This is a genomic window from Chitinophaga sp. S165, assembly GCF_003182155.1.
GTDB lineage: Bacteria > Bacteroidota > Bacteroidia > Chitinophagales > Chitinophagaceae > Chitinophaga.
Map to the genome: position 1 here is coordinate 24,158 of NZ_QGTG01000018.1, position 19,291 is coordinate 43,448.

At 46.9% G+C, this 19,291-nt stretch carries 15 protein-coding genes; 8 read left to right on the forward strand and 7 right to left on the reverse strand.

Going from position 1 to position 19,291, the window contains the following annotated elements; all coding sequences use genetic code 11:
- Positions 1 to 54: 54 nt before the first annotated feature.
- From C7475_RS32250 to C7475_RS32260, 3 genes are read right to left on the reverse strand one after another with little or no spacing between them, the layout of a single operon-like run.
- Complete coding sequence (locus C7475_RS32250) at positions 55 to 843, reverse strand: YgcG family protein (RefSeq protein ID WP_233260041.1); 789 nt, start codon at positions 841 to 843, stop codon at positions 55 to 57.
- A gap of 40 nt (positions 844 to 883) precedes the next feature.
- Complete coding sequence (locus C7475_RS32255; RefSeq protein WP_110057563.1) at positions 884 to 1,339, reverse strand: TPM domain-containing protein; 456 nt, start codon at positions 1,337 to 1,339, stop codon at positions 884 to 886.
- Between the two features lie 12 nt (positions 1,340 to 1,351).
- Positions 1,352 to 1,942, reverse strand: a complete 591-nt coding sequence (locus C7475_RS32260) for a LemA family protein (RefSeq protein WP_110057564.1) — start codon at positions 1,940 to 1,942, stop codon at positions 1,352 to 1,354.
- 423 nt (positions 1,943 to 2,365) lie between these two features.
- Between C7475_RS32260 and C7475_RS32265 the strand changes: the two genes are divergently transcribed.
- On the forward strand, positions 2,366 to 2,830 hold the full coding sequence (locus C7475_RS32265) for a response regulator (RefSeq protein ID WP_110057565.1): 465 nt from the start codon (positions 2,366 to 2,368) through the stop codon (positions 2,828 to 2,830).
- A 10-nt stretch (positions 2,831 to 2,840) separates the two neighbouring features.
- Here the strand turns inward: C7475_RS32265 and C7475_RS32270 are convergent, their stop codons facing one another.
- Positions 2,841 to 4,070, reverse strand: coding sequence for a FecR family protein (locus C7475_RS32270; protein ID WP_110057566.1), 1,230 nt, complete (start codon positions 4,068 to 4,070; stop codon positions 2,841 to 2,843).
- Positions 4,071 to 4,126: 56 nt separating this feature from the next.
- Entirely contained in the window at positions 4,127 to 4,477 is a 351-nt protein-coding gene (locus C7475_RS32275) for a hypothetical protein (RefSeq protein WP_110057567.1), read from the reverse strand.
- Between the two features lie 363 nt (positions 4,478 to 4,840).
- On the opposite strand from C7475_RS32275, the gene C7475_RS32280 reads away from it, so the two are divergent.
- From C7475_RS32280 to C7475_RS32295, 4 genes are all read left to right on the forward strand, one after another.
- Positions 4,841 to 6,211, forward strand: coding sequence for a dipeptidase (locus C7475_RS32280; RefSeq protein ID WP_110057568.1), 1,371 nt, complete (start codon positions 4,841 to 4,843; stop codon positions 6,209 to 6,211).
- 75 nt (positions 6,212 to 6,286) lie between these two features.
- Entirely contained in the window at positions 6,287 to 6,682 is a 396-nt protein-coding gene (locus tag C7475_RS32285; RefSeq protein ID WP_110057569.1) for an RNA-binding S4 domain-containing protein, read from the forward strand.
- A 95-nt stretch (positions 6,683 to 6,777) separates the two neighbouring features.
- Positions 6,778 to 7,998, forward strand: coding sequence for a diaminopimelate decarboxylase (lysA, locus tag C7475_RS32290; protein WP_110057570.1), 1,221 nt, complete (start codon positions 6,778 to 6,780; stop codon positions 7,996 to 7,998).
- Between the two features lie 217 nt (positions 7,999 to 8,215).
- On the forward strand, positions 8,216 to 10,552 hold the full coding sequence (locus tag C7475_RS32295; protein ID WP_110057571.1) for a hypothetical protein: 2,337 nt from the start codon (positions 8,216 to 8,218) through the stop codon (positions 10,550 to 10,552).
- Between the two features lie 82 nt (positions 10,553 to 10,634).
- Here C7475_RS32295 and C7475_RS32300 read toward each other — a convergent pair whose 3' ends face one another.
- Together C7475_RS32300 and C7475_RS32305 are read right to left on the reverse strand one after the other, a co-directional pair.
- Positions 10,635 to 14,306 carry a BamA/TamA family outer membrane protein gene (locus C7475_RS32300; RefSeq protein ID WP_110057572.1) on the reverse strand — a complete coding sequence of 1,224 codons (3,672 nt, stop codon included), beginning with the start codon at positions 14,304 to 14,306 and terminating at the stop codon, positions 10,635 to 10,637.
- 10 nt (positions 14,307 to 14,316) lie between these two features.
- Positions 14,317 to 15,156, reverse strand: a complete 840-nt coding sequence (locus C7475_RS32305; protein ID WP_110057573.1) for an SdiA-regulated domain-containing protein — start codon at positions 15,154 to 15,156, stop codon at positions 14,317 to 14,319.
- A gap of 139 nt (positions 15,157 to 15,295) precedes the next feature.
- On the opposite strand from C7475_RS32305, the gene C7475_RS32310 reads away from it, so the two are divergent.
- The 3 genes from C7475_RS32310 to C7475_RS32320 are packed head-to-tail and all read left to right on the forward strand — an operon-like array spanning position 15,296 to position 19,285.
- Entirely contained in the window at positions 15,296 to 16,669 is a 1,374-nt protein-coding gene (locus tag C7475_RS32310) for a Pycsar system effector family protein (RefSeq protein ID WP_110057574.1), read from the forward strand.
- Between the two features lie 2 nt (positions 16,670 to 16,671).
- Positions 16,672 to 18,756: a polyphosphate kinase 1 gene (gene ppk1, locus C7475_RS32315; protein ID WP_110057575.1), complete on the forward strand. Its 2,085-nt coding sequence runs from the start codon at positions 16,672 to 16,674 to the stop codon at positions 18,754 to 18,756.
- 16 nt (positions 18,757 to 18,772) lie between these two features.
- On the forward strand, positions 18,773 to 19,285 hold the full coding sequence (locus tag C7475_RS32320; protein ID WP_110057576.1) for a thioredoxin family protein: 513 nt from the start codon (positions 18,773 to 18,775) through the stop codon (positions 19,283 to 19,285).
- Positions 19,286 to 19,291: the final 6 nt, after the last annotated feature.

Here is a 19,291-nt window from a genome sequence, read left to right on the forward strand (position 1 = left end):
AAGCAGGCTGCTCAAAGAAGAACAGCCTGCTTTTTTTATACGGTATTTTGTGTGTTACCAGTTTCCGCTGGCGCCGCCTCCACCTCCGGAGCCGCCACCAAATCCGCCGAAACCACCACTGTCACCACCGCCCCAGCCTCCGCCGGAGGAACCTCCACCGAAGCCGCCAAAGCCACCGAGACCGCCAAGACCACCTACAGGGCCTATCCAGCCACCGGAGCCTCTTCTGCTGATGGTGGTGCCACCACCGCCACCCCGGTTTCTCATGATGAGTATAATGATGATAATGACGAATATTGCCATGAACAGGGCATTACTTCCTTTTCCTTTGCTTCCACGGCCTGGAGTTGCCTTATATTCTCCTGCCGCAGCGGCAATGATCTTGTCAGTCGCCTCGTCTAAACCCTGGTAATAGTGCTGCTGACGGAAATTAGGCTTGAGGTTTTCATCTATGATACGGTTAGCAATAGCGTCGGGCACTACTCCTTCCAGACCATAACCTACCTCAATACGCACCTTTCTATCCTGTATAACAGCCAGTATCAGGATACCGTTGTTCTTGTCTTTAGTACCGATGCCCCAGTCGCGAAGGATCTTGAGGGCCACATCACTGCTTTCATAGTCGCCGACAGTGTTCAGCGTTACGACCGCGATCTGCGTGGAGGTACTATCGTTATAGGCGCGGAGCTTGTGCTCCAGCATATCGGCTTCGTTACCTAACAATACGCCTGCCAGGTCGTTTACCAGCCGGGGAGGATTAGGGCGCGGAGGAATATCCTGCGCCTGTGCTTTCCATCCGGTGAATAACAGTATAACCAGCCATAACCAGCATATTTTCCTCATCATATATAATTTTACGCTGCGGAGGGATCATCACCGCTGCCTATCTACCGAACACTATATCGTCGGGTAATTCATTTTCGTCGTCCCCTTCAAAAGGAAAATGTGCGCAAAGCGATTCTCCTATTTCCCTGATGCAGGCATCAATGCCGCCAACATAGTCATTCTTAGAAAAATAGCTGACCAGCAGTTCTCCTTCTTTTACCCAGAACCCGGCGCCTACTTTTTCATGAATGCCTCTGTCTCCCAGTATTGCAAACTGGCGGTCTTTCAGCGCGATGTACAGGATAACACCGTTACTGCGTTTAGTCTTGTCCATACCCAGCTGCAGGAATATTTCCTGTGCACGGTCCATAGGGTTGACATACGCGCAATGGCTTTCCACATACAGCCTGATCTCTCCGCTCGTGAGCCTCTCCGAATCACGTATAGCCTGTACCAGTTGTTGCTTTTCAGCTTCTGTGAAGAGCTCCTTTTTTTTGAATGGGAATATGCTCATACAGGGTTGCTTTTAGAATTGCACTTTAGGAGCATTCTCAGCGCCCGCCTGTGCTTCGAAATAAGGTCTTTGCTGGAAGCCGCCGAAGCCTGCCACGATGTTGTTAGGGAAGGTGCGGATTGCACTGTTATATGTTCTGGCAACGTCATTGAAATCTTTACGGGCAACGCTGATACGATTTTCAGTGCCTTCTATCTGCGCCTGCAGGTCACGGAAGTTCTGGTTAGCCTGCAGTGTAGGATAGTTTTCAGTAACCATCAGCAATCTGCCCAATGCTTGGCTCAGCTGGCCTTGCGCCTGCTGGAACTGCTGCATTTTTTCAGGAGTAAGATCGTCAGGGTTTACGTTGATAGAAGTTGCTTTCGCACGTGCTTCTACTACTTTGGTCAGTGTTTCCTGCTCGAAGTTAGCAGCACCTTTTACAGTTGCAACAAGATTCGGGATCAGGTCAGTTCTGCGCTGGTACTGGCTCTGTACGGTACCCCAGGAGTTTTTAACAGCTTCATCCAGTCCAACCATCTTGTTATATTTCTGAACACCACAACCGCCAAGTATTACGACTACGGCTATAATAATAATCAGAACAAGTGTGTTTTTTTTCATTTTAATAAGGATTTAAGTTTAATCTATGGTTTGCAGTTTGGAAATACAACAGTACTATTATCACTTTGGTTTATCGTAACTTAGAATGCAGTTTTGGGGGCATCCGGTCATCAAACCTCCCTGAAATAAACTGGATAGCAATAGCAAACATAGTGGCTTTTTTTTAATCTGCAAGGAAGGGTTGCGTAAACGATAAAACGGCGTTATTTTACTTTCACAGAAAAGATATCATCATTGTCAAAAAAAACGGCCCCGGTATGTACGTTTCTCTATAATTTTACTAATATTTCACGGTGGCGAGGTACGGAACAGCTTGTATCTAAAGAAGTTATCCATGAATAAGCGCTTGTTTTTCAGTGTCTATCCTTCTTTCATTCGTTTGTAACGCTTTTTTTATAATAATTTGAATCTAAGGCAGCGTCAATGAGTGCACAACACATCCATATCCTGTATGTTGATGACGAGATACACAACTTAAATGCTTTTAAGGCATCTTTCCGTAGACTTTATACAGTATATACGGCTACTTCGGCAGAGGAGGCGGAAGAGGTGCTGGCAAAACAGGAAGTGAACATCATCATCTCTGATCAGAGGATGCCCAAAATGACAGGAATTGAATTCTTTGAATCCATCCTTGATAAATATCCGGAACCGATCCGGATGCTGTTAACCGGTTATGCTGATATCAATGCTGTAATAGACGCCATTAATAAGGGACAGGTGTACAAGTATTTTTCAAAACCCTGGAACGATGATGAGCTAAAGCAGAACATAGACAAGGCATATGAGGTATATTCTCTCCGGAAGGAGAATAAAGAATTAACAGCCAAATTGCTGGATGTGAATGAGAAGCTGGAATTCCTGCTACGGCAGAAACTGATCTCCTGATTATTACTGACTATTTTTTATGTACGGTAAAGTGAATGGTGCCGTCATAGATCTTGAAGTCAAGACCATTTTCCCAGCATAGCTCGTTCAGAAATTCAGTAACGGGTTTATCCTTATCAAGATCGCCGGAAATGAGTATGGCAGCCATACTGGCTGATGCGAACGATACCTTCAGCCCAAACCAGCGATTCATTACCGGGATTATATCTTCCAGCGGTTTATCATGAAACCGGAAGATCCCATCTCTCCAGCCCAGGGTAACGTTCTCGTCAAAACGTTTTACTTTGAAACGTTCGCCCGGCTTGTAAATAGCCTCGTAACCCGGTTTCAGGGTCACATCAAGACTATCACCTACATCTGTAACTACACTGCCTGTAACAAGGGAAGTTGTGATAACATTATTATCATAGGAATTGATGTTGAAGGCCGTGCCTAAAGCAATCACGGAAGTCGTGCCCGTATGCACGATAAAGGGTTGTTTCGGGTTATGCGCCACCGTGAAGAAAGCTTCTCCTTCCAGGTAAACCTCCCTGGTTCTGCCAGGGAATATGAACGGGAACCGCAGGGTGGAACTTGCATTCAGATGCACTTCCGTCCCGTCGGACAGTTCAATCCTGTAATCTGTTCTGGGCGGTACTGTCAGTGTATTCCACTCGATAGTATTGCTTTGATAGATGCTGTCGTGCGTGATCCGCTTTCCGGTTACAAGTACGCCCTCTTTCTGCATGGCCGTATCATTCGGAAGATGGGTGTTGTCCGCTATCAGTCGTGGGTCGGGAGCCGTGTGGGTTGTCGTGTCTATAGGTAACGCCGGCGTGAAAACAGGTGTTTTTTTCACCGGCCGTGTAGCCTGTTGACGTGCCATTGGCGTACGGCCCTTGCCTGGTGCAGGTGCTTTGAAATAGCCATTTTCATAAAGTATCCAGCCGGCTGCCAGTGTAATAGCGGTAGCAAAAACTGCTGCTGCAGCATTACGCTGTATCACAAACTGGAGGATCCTGGTATGTAAGGGTTTGGGGGCAAGGATAGCTGCTACTTTGCACCAGTCATGTTCTACCCGCAGATCGTCAAGGAAAGCATTATCGGTATATAATTTCGCTTCTTCCTGTTCATAGAAACATTTACGAACCTGTTCATCGGTATGCATGACCTTTTGCAGCAACTTATCTTCCACTTCACTTAATTCGCCCAGTTGCTTACGCAGGAGTAATGTGTATATATACTCTTGGTCGTATTTCATCTTGTGCTGAGAAGATTATTGAGGGTGATGTGTATGTTGTGTATGTTATGATCGGGTCACGAATCTAATAATACTGCCAGTTGCGGCGACAATGCCTGTTGCGGTACAAGAGCGCCTGTCTGACACGGCGGGCAGGTGCTGATCTGCTGCAGGTGCAAACATCGCTCATATAAAAGTTGATAAAAGAACCCCCCGGGAGAGTGCGAAATGTTCCTGTAGGTCCGCTCTCTCCATACTTCTATAAACAATTGCTGCACTACCTCCAGCGCACGATCCTGGTTCCCCAGCATCTGGCAGGCTTTGAAGCAAAGGGGCTTGTAGTATTTCATGAAGAAGTATTGATAAGCCTCAAGTCTGTTATCCTTCTGCAAGGCAGATAACATTGTGATGTCCTCGCTGGTTTGCATACTATTTCGGGATTGGTGTAGTGTATACCGGTTTGGATGATCAATTTCGATCAAAAGATCTACAATATTGTTAATGCCATGTTAATGTAAACAAAATGATTTCAAACTGATTCTCTGCGTTGCTCCCCCAACGTTCACGAATACTGCCGGTATACCGTTTGTTTGGTCCCCCAATTCACTACGCTTTATACACGACGCATACATGCTTCATATACGACGCATCCCCGACGCATCGGTGGGTAAAACCCGGCTTTCCCATCCTGTCCATAGACCGTTTTAAGACCGATCAGCTGAAACAGACAAATCATTATTTCTGACTTTCCCTTAAATTGCACCTTTCTAAAAAGTCTAATACACTGAAACATGCAAGTTTGGAAAGATTATCAGTTACAACATAAAGATCGTTTCCTCGAAGAACTGCTGGAATTGCTGCGTATCCCTTCAGTTAGCGCTGACTCAAGCTTCAGCAAGGATGTAAAGGCATGTGCCGAAGCTGTAAAGCTGCGCCTGGAAGAAGCCGGCGCTGAGAAAGTGGAAGTTTGTCCTACTGCCGGCCACCCTATCGTATATGGAGAAAAGATCATAGATCCTAAACTGCCTACCGTGCTGGTATATGGTCACTATGACGTACAACCTGCCGACCCGCTGGAACTCTGGCATAGCGGTCCTTTTGAGCCTGTTATTAAAGAAGAAAAGATATATGCCCGCGGCAGCGCGGACGATAAAGGACAGTTCTATATGCATGTGAAGGCATTTGAAACCCTGTCCAAAACCAATACCCTGCCCTGCAACATCAAATTCATGATAGAAGGGGAGGAAGAAGTTGGCTCCGCTAACCTCGGCATCTTTATCCAGGAGAATAAAGAAAGACTGAAAGCAGATGTAGTACTGATCTCCGACACTGCTATGATCAGCCTGGAAAATCCTTCACTGGATACCGGTCTGCGTGGCCTTTCCTATATGGAAGTAGAAGTGACCGGTCCTAACCGCGATCTGCATAGTGGCGTTTACGGTGGTGCTGTAGCTAACCCGGCTACCATCCTCTGTAAGATGATCGCTTCCATGCATGATGAAAATAATCATATAACCATTCCTGGCTTCTACGATAAAGTTCAGGAACTGACAAAAGAAGAACGTGCTGCATTGAACGCCGCTCCGTTCGACGAAGCAGAATATAAAGCAGACCTGGGTGTAGATGACCTGTGGGGCGAGAAAGGCTTCACCACCATCGAGCGTACCGGTATCCGTCCTACCCTGGAAGTGAACGGCATCTGGGGTGGTTACACAGGTGAAGGTTCTAAAACGGTACTGCCGTCTAAAGCTTTTGCCAAGATCTCCATGCGCCTGGTGCCTAACCAGGACTGGAAAGAGATCTCTGCCCTGTTCCAGGCTCACTTTGAAAAGATCGCTCCAAAAAGCGTGAAAGTAAAGGTAACTACCCACCATGGTGGCAGCCCTTATGTAACGCCAACTGATCATGTAGCTTTCAAAGCTGCCAGCGAAGCCGTTAAGGCCACCTTCGGTAAAGGACCTATCCCTACACGCGGCGGTGGAAGTATTCCTATCGTAGCGCTGTTTGAAAAAGAGCTGGGCCTCAAAACCATCCTGATGGGCTTCGGTCTGGATAGCGATAACCTGCACTCGCCTAATGAAAAGTACGGACTGGCCAATTTCTACAAAGGAATCGAGACCATTCCTTACTTCCACAAGTATTTCGCAGAAATGAGCAAATAGCCTGATAACGCTATTTATTAATAAATTTGAAGGCCGGCTCGTTACTAACGGGCCGGCCTTATACATATAGTCAAGATGAAAGAAGTAGAAAAAGTACGTATCGACAAGTACCTCTGGTCTATCAGGATCTTCAAGACCCGCTCCCTGGCTACTGACGGCTGTGACTCAGGCAGGGTGAAAATGAATGGCGCTAACGTCAAACCCGCCCGTCCCGTAGCTGTCAATGACATCTACGAGATCAGGACCGAAGGCCGTAAATGGGTGATCCAGGTAGTAGCCCTGCTGGCTAACCGTGTACAGTACACAGAAGCTATAAAATATTATAACGATATCACCCCCGAAGAGGATAAGCACGAACAACGCCAGGCCTCTGTCTTCCAGACAGGCAAACGTCCCAGCAAGATCGGCCGTCCTACCAAAAAGGAACGCCGTGAACTGGACGATTTCATGGGGGGAGAAGAAGATCTGTAAAATTTCCGGTTTCAGTAGTAAATTCGCAGACTTTTCAGGCGGCCTTTACCGAAAAGACCTCCTGCATGTGAAAATTTGTAAATCATTATCCATAAATGTCTAAGCAAAGCGATCTTCTCCCAGCCGATTTCCTTGTAAAGGTGGCTGAAGAATTTGGAACACCGGTGTATGTATATCATGCTGAAAAAATAAAGGTCCAGTACGAAAAGCTGCAAACGGCTTTCCAGAAGACGGATGCACGCTTTTTCTACGCCTGTAAAGCACTTACCAATATCAATATCCTCAAGTACATCAATTCCCTGGGCTGCGGGCTAGATACCGTATCCATCCAGGAAGTACATCTGGGGCTGAAAGCCGGTTTTGCTCCGAACAATATCATCTTCACGCCCAACTGTGTGGACCTGGAAGAGATCATTGCCGCGAAGGAACTGGGCGTTAATATCAACATCGACAATATTTCCATCCTCGAACAGTTCGGAAACCGCTTCGGCGATTCTTACCCGATCTGTATCCGCCTGAACCCGCACATCATGGCTGGTGGAAACTATAAGATCTCCACAGGTCACGTTGACAGTAAGTTCGGTATCTCTATTCACCAGCTGCGCCACATTGAGCGTATCGTGAAGAGCACCAAACTGAAAGTGACCGGTCTGCATATGCATACAGGTTCTGAGATCAAAGACGTGGACGTGTTCCTGCGTGGCGTAGAGATCATGTTCGAACAGGCAGTACACTTCCCTGACCTGGAGTTCATTGACCTCGGCAGCGGCTTTAAAGTAGCGTACCAACAGGGCGATCCTGAAACAGATATCAACCTCCTGGGCAGAAAATTGTCAGAGGCCTTCAATAAATTCAGCAAAACATATAGCCGTCCTTTGCAGGTATGGTTTGAACCGGGTAAATTCCTGGTAAGCCAGTGCGGTTATTTCGTTGTAAAGGCGAATGTGATCAAACAGACCACTGCTACCGTTTTCGTCGGTGTGAACTCTGGCTTCAATCACCTGATCAGACCTATGTTCTACGATGCTTTCCACCTGATCCGCAATATCTCCAATCCGAAAGGAACTGAGCGTATCTATACCATCGTGGGAAATATCTGTGAAACAGATACTTTCGGTTGGGACCGTAAACTGAACGAAGTGAAGGAAGGCGATTACCTGGTATTTTATAACGCCGGCGCTTATGGTTTCGAAATGGCGTCCAATTTTAACTCCCGTCTGAAGCCTGCTGAAGTACTCGTAAAAGACGGCAAAGCACAGCTGATCCGCAGGCGTGATACGATAGAAGATCTGCTGCGTAACCAGATCGAGTTATAATAGTTAAATAGTTAATACTTAAAATATTAATGCAGATTTGTATAAGCAAATCTGCATTTTTTTTGAAGTGTTGTAACCAGTTTTAACATAACTTTGCAGATAATTCTCGATGATCCTGCTTTTACCTGCACGCTGTATATACTGGAAGCCATAAAATATTTTATTATCCCATTCGTCTATATAGTATACGATGAGTATTTTTTACACATTATAGTTTATGAAAGTTTTATCTGCTAACTCCGAGGTGTTTAAAGAAGAGGAAGTACTGATAGACAGCCATATCTCATTTGGACCTTACGTTAAGTTTCTGAAAGAAAAGGCTGCTAAGACATCGGACGCGCGTGCTGCATACTACAACAAGATAGTTAAACAGTTTGAAGGCAACCCCGCCTTATTGGGGCCAATAGCCGGTGCGGACGATCTGTCTGCCTACCAGGAATATCTCGATCTGATCATTGCAACTATTTTCCCTGTCACGGTCGACATGGATAAAGATATCTATGGCATAGGTGTTCCGCACAAATTTGCCATTTTTTATTATTCCGATCTGTTCAAAAAGCTTTTTGCCGCTAATGGCGATAAATTGCTGGCAGTGCCGGACGGGATCTCTGTTGAGAAAGTAAAAAGGGACAAGCTTGAATGGTTGTACAAACTATTGCTCGAAAAAGTATATGGTTTCCCGGTAGACTATCAGAACGAGATCATCCATCATGTAACATTGCCGGAAAGCAATGGCCTGAAGAAGTATGTGAAGTTGCATATCGACGCCCGCTTCGTGGATGTCAAAGTAAAAGGTGAGCTGCCTGATCTGAGATATGATAATATCTGTCAGCAGCATTTTTCCCTGGAAACATTACAGGAATTACTACCCTTGCGCAACTTCGCGCTGGAAGGATTTGTGATCTGGACCATACAGGATGTTACAAAGGATGAGGTACAGAATACCATGAAGAACCTGATCCTGAACATGCATGATGGTAATGAGCAACAAACTTACCGCCGGATGGAAGAGGAAGTAGAGTCACTGATGCAGCAGGAAGATTCCAGCGTGCATATTGTGCCTATTCCGAAGATCAACGGACAGTACGTGCTGGAGTGTGAGCTCTGTGAAAGCGGCGTTATGCTGGGCGTTATCAATAATGGCAAACAGCAGCAGCAATTATTTCAGCAACTGCTGGATCACCTGATGAAGCAGAGAGATCCCCTGTTGATCCCTGAAGTGACAGATGCTACCTTGTTATCTTATCCCTTCCTGCGCTATCTGCCCCTGAAAGGTATCAAGAGTTACCTGATGGCGCCTGTGTGGTATGAAGATCAGCTGCTGGGTATTGTTGAAATAGCTTCTCCTCATGTGAACAGGATCACTGCGGAAACTTTAGGCCGGGCATATCCCGCCCATCCGCTGGTGATGATGCTGCTGACAAGGGGAGCCGATATAGTGAATAACCGTATCATCCAGGTGATAAAAGAGCAGTTCACTGCCCTCCAGCCTGCGGTGGAATGGAAGTTTACGGATGCCGCATGGCATTATCTGCATACGCCGAAAGAAGACCGTAAAGACATCGGGAACATTTCTTTTGAAGATGTTTATCCGTTATACGGCGCTGTCGATATCAGGAACTCTTCCACAGAACGCAGCAATGCGATCCATGAAGACCTGCGTGAACAGTTATTGCTGATCAGAGAGACGCTGGATTATATTGGTAACGCTATCTATCTGCCACTGCTGGAAGAACTGAAGTTTAAGAACGATGAGCTGATCACAGGTATTACCAGTGGTATGTTGTCGGAAGATGAACTGAAGACGAACAACTACCTCGATGAAGAGATCGGGCCATTGTTCCGTCACCTGCATGAGAGTCATCCGTCCCTGCAACCGGCACTGGAACGCTACTTCTCTCTCGTAGATACTTCAGAAGGCCACATCCTGCATCACCGCCAGGAATATGAAGAAAGCCTCGCCAAGATCAATAAGGAGATCAACAAATACCTGGATAAAGAGAAAGAGAACATTCAGCATTCCTTCCCCTGCTATTTTGAGAAGTACCGCACCGACGGGGTTGAGTACAATATCTACATAGGACAGGCTATTGCACAGAACCGCAAATTCGATTTGTTGTACCTGCGTAATCTTCGTCTGTGGCAGCTGAGTTCCATGGCAGAGATCGCGAAGATGACAAACAAGCTGAAAGATTCTCTGAAAGTACCTTTACAGACCACACAACTGATACTGGTACACAGCAATCCGATCGATATCAGCTTCCGCCAGGACGAACGCCGCTTTGATGTAGAAGGTGCTTATAACATCCGTTACGAGATCATGAAGAAACGGATAGATAAAGTGCATATCCGTCAGACAGGCAAACGACTGACGCAACCGGGTACTATCTCTATCGTATATGCTTACGCAAGAGAGATGGAAGAATACCTGAAATATATCACCTTCCTGCAGAATAAAGGATTACTGTCATCTGAAGTGGAAATGCTGGACCTCGAAGACCTGCAAGGGGTAAGTGGTTTGAGAGCATTACGTGTGAAGGTGAATATGGATTAAGGACTGTAGGATTTAATATAACAAAAAGGCCCGCTCTTGTTATGAGAGCGGGCCTTTTTATTTGTCCGGAGATCAGATCAGCTTAGAACCTGAACCCGAAAGTAATATAAGGTAATACGCCTTCTTCAGAACGGCCTACTACAGCAGAAAGTACTACGAGATTAGCAGGTGTGAAATATAGTCCGCCGCCATAACCGTCATGCCATCTGGCTGATTCTTGGTTAGGATACCATACCCGGCCTACGTCATTGAAGGCGAGTAAACCTACGCTTGCAGGGAAGAGATAGGAACGGAAGTCAAACAGTTTGATACGCAGTTCCACATTATTGTAAACAGCTGCATTACCGGTAAACCGATAGTTGCGGTAACCTCTCAGGTTCTGTACACCACCGATAGAAGCTGCCTGGAAATATTCATAGTCGCCCCAGATCTTATTAGCGCCGAAGCGGGCTACCAATACAACACTGGTAGGTACGTGGAAGTTAGTATAAATACTCAGGTCTGTTTGTGCCTGGAGGTAATCACGCTTCTGTTCATTCAATCCCTTGCTGCCATACACGGAGCTATTCCAGATGATACCTCTTGTAGGGATGAGCGGATTGTCGCGTGTATCTATCTTTAATCCCAAACGCAGACCGGCATATGTTTTAGACTGGTACACTGATAGTGAGTCCAGTCCGTTATGCGGGAAGTCGGAAATGATACGTCCTGCAGTCTGGTCCTTGTCAAGCGTATAATAGGTCAATGAAGGACCGTAGTACAACTCTACATTTTGCGACAGCTTGGTGTTCAGCAAAGGTTCGATGTTGTAAAGGCTGAAACGTGTACGGTAGTAACGGATGGTCCGTGATTTATCAAAAACGGTTTCATTACCGAAGCCGAAGAAGTTGATCGTGTTATTAGGTGCTTTTACATTGGCGGCAATGGTCAGATCGGAGTTGCCGATTGCATCAGTGAATTCACCCAGGTAACGGAACTGCCATGCGTTCGTACCTAGTGAGTGCCCGGCCAGTACGGTATGTCTTGTTGCGAACGGACGCTTGCGGAAGCCCTGTGTGGTATACTGGAAGCCGGCGCCGAGAGACAATCCGTCATCCTGGTTAAACGCAGCAGTGGCCAGCGGCATCAGCTTATTGTAGTTATAACGGAAGAAGACGCGTTCGTACCTGATCACATCCGGGTTAGAGGATAAGATACGCTTGTCATTACCATTCATGTCAAAGCTGTCTTTCCTGTTAGCGAGGTCGTAGATCCGGATACGTTTGCCTGCATGACTACCGGTACTATCAACATAAGTATCTATGTCCTTACCGCCAATGATGCGGATTTTGATAGGGGAGCCATTGTCGCCTTTCACTACATATTTATCTTCGCCGCCAAGACCATATAAACGTACTTCACGGGTATCTTTTGGATCGAAAGTACGATGGTAGATGACCTGTTCCAGTTCACCCTGTTTGTTGATCTTGGTAACAGTTACGTCTACCAGTCCGCCGGCCAGACGTTCTACAGAGAATAACTCTGTTTTCTTACTGCCGGTTACGTCCACATCTTTAGCCAGGAAGCGATAGGCCACCAGTGCTTCTTTTTCGAGGATGTCACGGCGGGCTTTCAGTATGTTATAGGTCCGCTCTCCAACTTCCGACTTGATCGAATCCGGGAAGTGGTTAACAGCATCTCTGATAGATGCATCTGTGATCTTCTGTACGAAGGCTTTAGAAATATCTTTCCACTGTTGTTCACTGAGCTCGTTCATAAAGGAACGGTCAAAGGGTTGTGCAGTAGGGTTCTGGCCTTCTATATACCTGATCTTCGGACGGAAGCCCTGGATGTTAGGCAGTGCCCAGCGCCTGGATGCGATACGTGGTAACAGACCTTCATTCACAAAGAATGCCTGGTCACGGTCGCGCGGGATGGGATAATATTTCTGCGTCTTCTCTTTTTTATTCTTTTCTTCCGCCCATCTCCACTGGTCGTCGTGACGGTCCCAGTCTGCGATCAGCCAGTCCAGCAGACGAGCATTCAGCACGGAAGGCTGATCAACGGTATTGTCGTTATCGCCCTGCAGTTGTTCCAGCAGTTTCGGCGTACTGAGAGTCTTTTTCTTTACATCCGGTTCTCTCTCTTCAAAGAGATATACATCATCGCCAAAGGTGTTTGCATAAATGCCGAGGATAGTGTCTTTGGGCAGATATACAAAAGTGGGATTAGTGTGATGCACGCCGGCAGCTTCAGCCAGTGGTACTACAGCTACCGGTGCGTATGGGTTAGCTGCGGATATCTGGTCCTGTACTACATCTTTCGCTACTGTTTCACGCAAGGCTTCAGGAACTGCCTTCTCAGGATATTTCTTCAGCGAACGGAGTACCCATTCCTTACCATCTTTATCTTCCAGACGCAGGGAGAGGGTTTGCATACCGCCTCCGCGTTTTATTATCTTAAGTCCGCCCTTTTCCTTGTTCAGGTCTAATACCGGGAAGCTGAGCGGAGTGGCCCATACGTCACGGTAGTTCCTACCCATTAACCAGTAATGGAAACCACTTTTACCTGCATATTTGGGATCAGCCGGCATAGACAGGCTAGATGGCAGCTGGCTGGCCGAAGGACTGGCATTAGCAATTGTGCTGGAACGGACATCCTGCAGGCTGAATAATTGTTGTGCGTATGCAGGAGCGTCGGTTTTATCTACCGTGTAGTATTTCACTTCCACGCGACCGCTTTTGGAGATTTCCAGTACGGTGTAGCCGTTCTCATTGCTGGCAAAAAGTGATTTACTGCCTTTCTTCACACGGGTTTCCTTCGAACCGGAACCGCTTACCACGTAAAAGTTCTGGTCATCTTTGATGAGCTGGAGGGTGTGATCATGGCCTGATACAAAGATGGCCGGGCCATGAGGTTTGATGGCCGCTTCCACGCCTCTGATCATTGACTGATAGATGGGGTTCGGAATATCTTCGGGCGTACCGAATACACCACGGGTGATCGGGTAAATAGAGCCGATCAGTGGTAAAGGAATGTACAGTCCTTTTTTAAGGTCGGTGAATGGGAAAATATGTTGTTTAATAGTATAGTATCCGCCATGTATGCCGTAGCTTCTGAAAGGGTGGTGCCCGGCGAAGATGATCAGCTTATTCCTGTTACGGCTTACGATGTCGTTCAGTTCTGTGAGGACCTCTTCCCTTGTTTTAGTATCGCAGGAAGACTCTGATCCTGGCTTCTGATAAGGGAACAGCCACCATTCCGTATCCATGATGATCAGGGTGGTGTTATTATCAAGTTGTACCTCTTCAGGGCCTGGGCAGCCGTCTTTAGGAAGGAAGTTGACATTGGGCAGTCCCAATGAATCTACATAGAGTTGCTGATTGATCACTGTTTGCCAGCCATCCGGTTTAGAGCGTTTCCAGTCATGATTACCGGGAATGAAGATGGCTTGTGTATTGGTATTTCTCACCAGGTTGACCTGGTAGTCGAGTATTTGTTTCGCCTCATCATATCTGCCAGCGCCGGGATCGGGCATACCGAGAGGGTATATATTGTCTCCGAGGAATAATACGGTGTTCCTCGAATCCTGCAGGTTGATACGCTGTTTAACAGCATCTATAACAACGTTGTGTCCGTCTTTGTGCAGTTCTCCGGCATCCCCGATAAGGATAACCCTGCGCGCCAGACTGTCGTCTGTCATCTGGGCCTGCGTAAGCAATGGCAGGAAAAGAAGGGGTAGAATGTGTCTCGCTTTCGGTAAAATGCTAATCATCGTGATGAGTTCAATGGTACTTAAATTTCAGTATGTTGGCTTGTGATTCGTCTACTGCTTCATTTGATATGTACATATCGCCGTTCGCACTGAAGGAGATGCCTTCCGGTTGCGGAAACCTGCGATGCCGTATATTATAGGCTTCCTGTACTTTACCGTCAAGGTCGGTAATGACGAGCAGGCGGTTGATAGCCGAAACAATATATAGCCTGTGTTCTATGGGATGAACTGCAGCGGCGGAAGGCCTGAAGTGCCCCACATCGCCGCCTGTTAACCTGGCAATATCAGCTACGTTGATACGGTATGCGGGCATGGTATCCCACTCCATCGTATTCAGCTGGAAACGGTAAGCGGTAGTAAAGCCCTCTCTTTTGTCTTCTTCGCAGTTCTTGCAAACTGCTACCAGGCTGCTATCCCGCGCATCGAAATACAGGCTTTCAAATTCTCTTTTGCCCGGAAGTGGCAGTTTGTAGTGTACTGCGTCTACTGTGTCGGTAAACATGGCGATAACATGATACAGGTTGCCGTTACTCTTCAGTACAAACCAATCAGGGCCGGTAGTTGCGAGGTCTTCGTAGTCACCGCTTTTGTCAAATTTAGAAGTGGGATAAGGCTTATCCGTATTCACATCAATTGAATGGATCTTCCCTTCTTCGTCATTAATAGCCAGGATATGATGTTCATCAGGAGCCAGGACAATGCCCGATATCTCCTGCATGGACTGCCTGACACGGTAACGGGTAGCCTCTGCAAGATTATAACCTTTAGGGGAACCATATTGTTTATCCTCGCGGTCGAAAGCATTGCAGGACAGAAACAGGAAAAAGAACGCAATATATCTTACTTGCATAGATGAGTAGTTAATATTCAACGCAAAAACACAACGAGCAGCTTGCCCGTTGTATTTTGCGTTGCGTATTCATAGAATAAAATTAACTTAAAAATGCAGTAACTTGCTGATCTCAGTTTCGCTTTTTTAACTAAGGCTTATGCAAACAGGATTAATCATAGAAGCAGCAGAAACATATGTTGCGAAGCAATACCAGGAGCGTCCTCACCCTAACCTGGTCTATCATAATTTAGAACACACACAGCTGGTAGTTGCAGCAGCACAGCAGATTGCAGCGCATTACAGGCTGGAGGACAATGAACTGCTGGTGGTATACGTCGCATGCTGGTTTCATGACCTGGGTTACCTGATGGGGGAAACGAAAATGCACGAGGAGAAAGGTGCAGAGATGGCAAGGGACTTCTTAAATATACAACAGATTCCAGAAAATGTACAACAACAGGTGACAGGCTGTATCATGGCTACAAAAATGCCACAGAACCCACAGAACCTGCTTGAACAGATCGTGTGTGACGCTGACCTGTTCCATCTGGGTACAAAGGAATTTAAAGAGCGTTCCCGTTTGTTACGGCAGGAAATGGAACTGACCACAGGCAGGGAAATTCCAGGCGCAGTCTGGAACGCAGGGTCACTAAGACTGCAGGAATCTCATCATTATTTTACTGCTTATTGCAAGGCATTACTGCAACAACAGAAAGAAGAAAACATCGCCAGATTGAAGAGTAAGTTAGAGAAACAGGAAGAGAAAGCGGAGAAGAAGAAAGAAAAGGCGGCAAAGAAAGAAGCCGTTGCAATGCCTGAAGAAATCGTAACATCCGATGAAGTTATAATAACGCCCGCTGAAGTCAGACCAACGCCTGTCACCGTAGCTGCAGTTAACGGAGATCCTTACGCCGCCTTGAAGGAGGAAAGGGAAAAGAAGGAAGAGAAAGGCGGTAAAGAGAAAAAGAAAGACAAGGAGAAAGATAAAGAGCCTAAAGTAGGCAGGGGAGTGGAAACAATGTTCCGTACTACTTCCACTAACCATATACGTCTCAGCTCTATGGCCGACAGTAAGGCCCATATCATGATCTCCGTGAACTCCATCATTATTTCCGTAATACTTGGTGTGTTGTTCCGGCGACTGGAAGATTACCCTAACCTCATCATACCTGCTTTCATCTTCCTGCTGACAGGTGTGCTGACCATCATCTTCTCAGTACTGGCCACCCGTCCTAACGTTAATGTAGGGAAATTTACCAAGGCTGACATCGACAGTAGAAAAACTAATCTGCTCTTCTTCGGCAACTTCCATAAAATGTCACTGGATGAATATACCTGGGGCATGACCGAGATGATGAAAGACAACGAATATGTGTATGGCAGCATGATCCAGGATATTTATCACCTGGGCGTAGTACTGGGCAAGAAGTATAAACAGCTGCGTATAGCTTACAATATCTTTATGTTCGGATTGATCATTTCCGTACTGGCATTCCTGGTAGCAGCCCTATTTTTTCCGGTGAAGAACTAAGCATGAGTAATAAGACTATTTTAACGAGTGTTCCGCTGTATGACCGAGACCTTAGCTGGTTATCGTTTAACTACAGGGTACTGTGTATGGCAAATGATGATCAGGTGCCTTTATATGAGAGGATTAAATTCCTTTCCATCTTCTCTTCCAATTTAGATGAGTTCTTTCGTGTACGGATGCCCGCTATCCTGACAGTGAACAAACTGTTGCACCGTGATCCGGATGTAGCAGGCGAGGAGATCCTTTCGCAGGATACCCTGCCGGCGATACAGACAGAGATCAGCAGACAGCTAACGGCGTTCGGGCGTATATTGACGGGAGAGCTATTGCCTGCCCTGCGCGCCAACAATATTCATCTCTACTACAACGAGCCGTTACATGCTTTACATATTGAGCACCTGCGGGAGTATTTCCTGACACGGGTGCTCAGCTTCCTGCAGCCATTGTGGTTAAGGAAGAAGAAACCGGAAGAAGTATTCCTGGAAAATAACCAGTTGTACCTCGTGATCTCCCTTTCGGAAGATAGTACTCCGGAGATGCAGCAATACGCCCTGGTGAACATCCCCAGCGCATCATTGCCCCGTTTCATAGAATTACCTGCGCTGGACAACGTATCTTACATTGCTATGCTCGACGATGTGATCAGGGAGAATATAGGCTTCCTGTTCCCCGGTTATACCGTGAACGGGTGTTATAGTATCAAGATCACCCGTGATGCAGAAACGGATATGAACGAACTGGCCAGCGACATCCTTGAGCAGGTAGAGACCATGATCCAGAAGAGAGAACTGGGCATACCTACCCGCTTCCTCTACGATGCAGCTATGCCGGTAGTGTTACAGAAGCTGTTGTCAGTCTACTTCCACATCCTGCCGGAAGAAATGGTAGAAGGAGGCCGTTATCATAACCTGAAGGACCTGAACGACCTGCCTATGCCGGTTAAGTCGCCAGCCTTCACTTATCCGAAACAGCCTTCCATACAGGTACCTGCACTGGAAAAGGCGCCCCGTTTGCTGGAGGAAGTATTGAAGCGGGATATCCTGCTACATGCACCTTATCAGCGTTACGATTACATCCTGCGTTTCTTTAACGAAGCAGCAGTAGATCCGGCAGTACAGGAAATATACATCACGCTGTACCGTATCGCTTCCAGTTCGCAGATCGCGAATGCATTGATCAGCGCCGCCCGCAACGGCAAACAGGTAACGGTGTTCGTGGAGCTCAAGGCACGCTTTGATGAAGCCAACAACATCCGCTGGGCCAAGAAGATGAAGGCGGCCGGCGTAAAGATCATCTATAGTATTCCGGGACTGAAAGTACACGCCAAGATCGCATTGGTGAAACGCCGCACCGGTTATCATTGGGATTATATGGGCCTGATGGCTACAGGTAACTTCAATGAAACGACGGCACGGTTCTATACAGACCATGTACTGATGACCGCCCACCCGGGTATTACGCAGGAATTAGAATTGTTATTCCTGTACCTGCAGGCCAGGGAGCAACCGGCTAAGTATAAGTTCCTTACCTTCCAGCATCTGCTGGTAGCGCAGTTTAACCTGATGGACCGCTTTAAGGAACTGATCAGGCGGGAGATTGAAAATGCCCGCGCAGGCAAACCTGCAAAGATCACCATCAAGCTCAATAACCTGCAGGAGAAAGAGATGATCGCCAGTTTGTATGCCGCCAGCCAGGAAGGTGTGCAGATCGATCTGATCGCCCGCAGTATCTGCTGTCTTGTGCCGGAACAACCGGAGAGCAGCAATATCAGGGTTCGAAGAATAGTTGACCGTTACCTGGAACATGCCAGGGTCTTTATTTTCCATAACAATGGCAATGAAGAGGTCTATATGGGATCGGCAGACTGGATGAACCGTAACCTGCACAGGCGTATTGAAGTATGCTTCCCGGTATATGATCAGCAGTTGCAGGAGCAGCTGAAAGAGATCATCCGCCTCCAGCTGGCAGATAATACGAACGCTGTAAAGCTGGACGCCGATATACAGAACATCGAAATTGTTCCGGAAGAAGGCGCACCTGTCGTAAACGCACAGCAATCCATCTACCGGTATATACAGTCTTTGTAGACAGATAAATTAACGTATGCAGAAATATTTATGGTTACCCATCGTGGTAATGATGTGCACTGTAGCAACGGTACATGCACAGGAGAAGCCGCACCTGGACCTCCAGCATATCTATGACCCAACGGCAGATGCTGCTGCGGACCTGCTGAAGGCGGAACAACAAGCGGCTGCCAGCAATAAACATGTGCTGGTCCAGATCGGTGGGAACTGGTGCATCTGGTGCAAACGGTATTATAAGTTTGTCCAGGAAGATTCCACGCTGAACGCACTGACGGAGAAGAATTACGTGGTGTATCACCTGAACTACAGTAAAGAGAACAAGAACCTGCCGTTGCTGAAACAACTCGGATATCCGCAGCGCTTTGGATTTCCTGTGCTGGTGATCCTGGATGCAAAAGGCAACAGGTTGCATACACAGAATTCTGCCCTGCTGGAATCGGCTGATACGTATGATAAGGAGAAGGTAGGCGACATGCTGCAACAGTGGTCACCACAGGCACTGAATCCCGCTCATTACACAAATCAATAAAGCCAA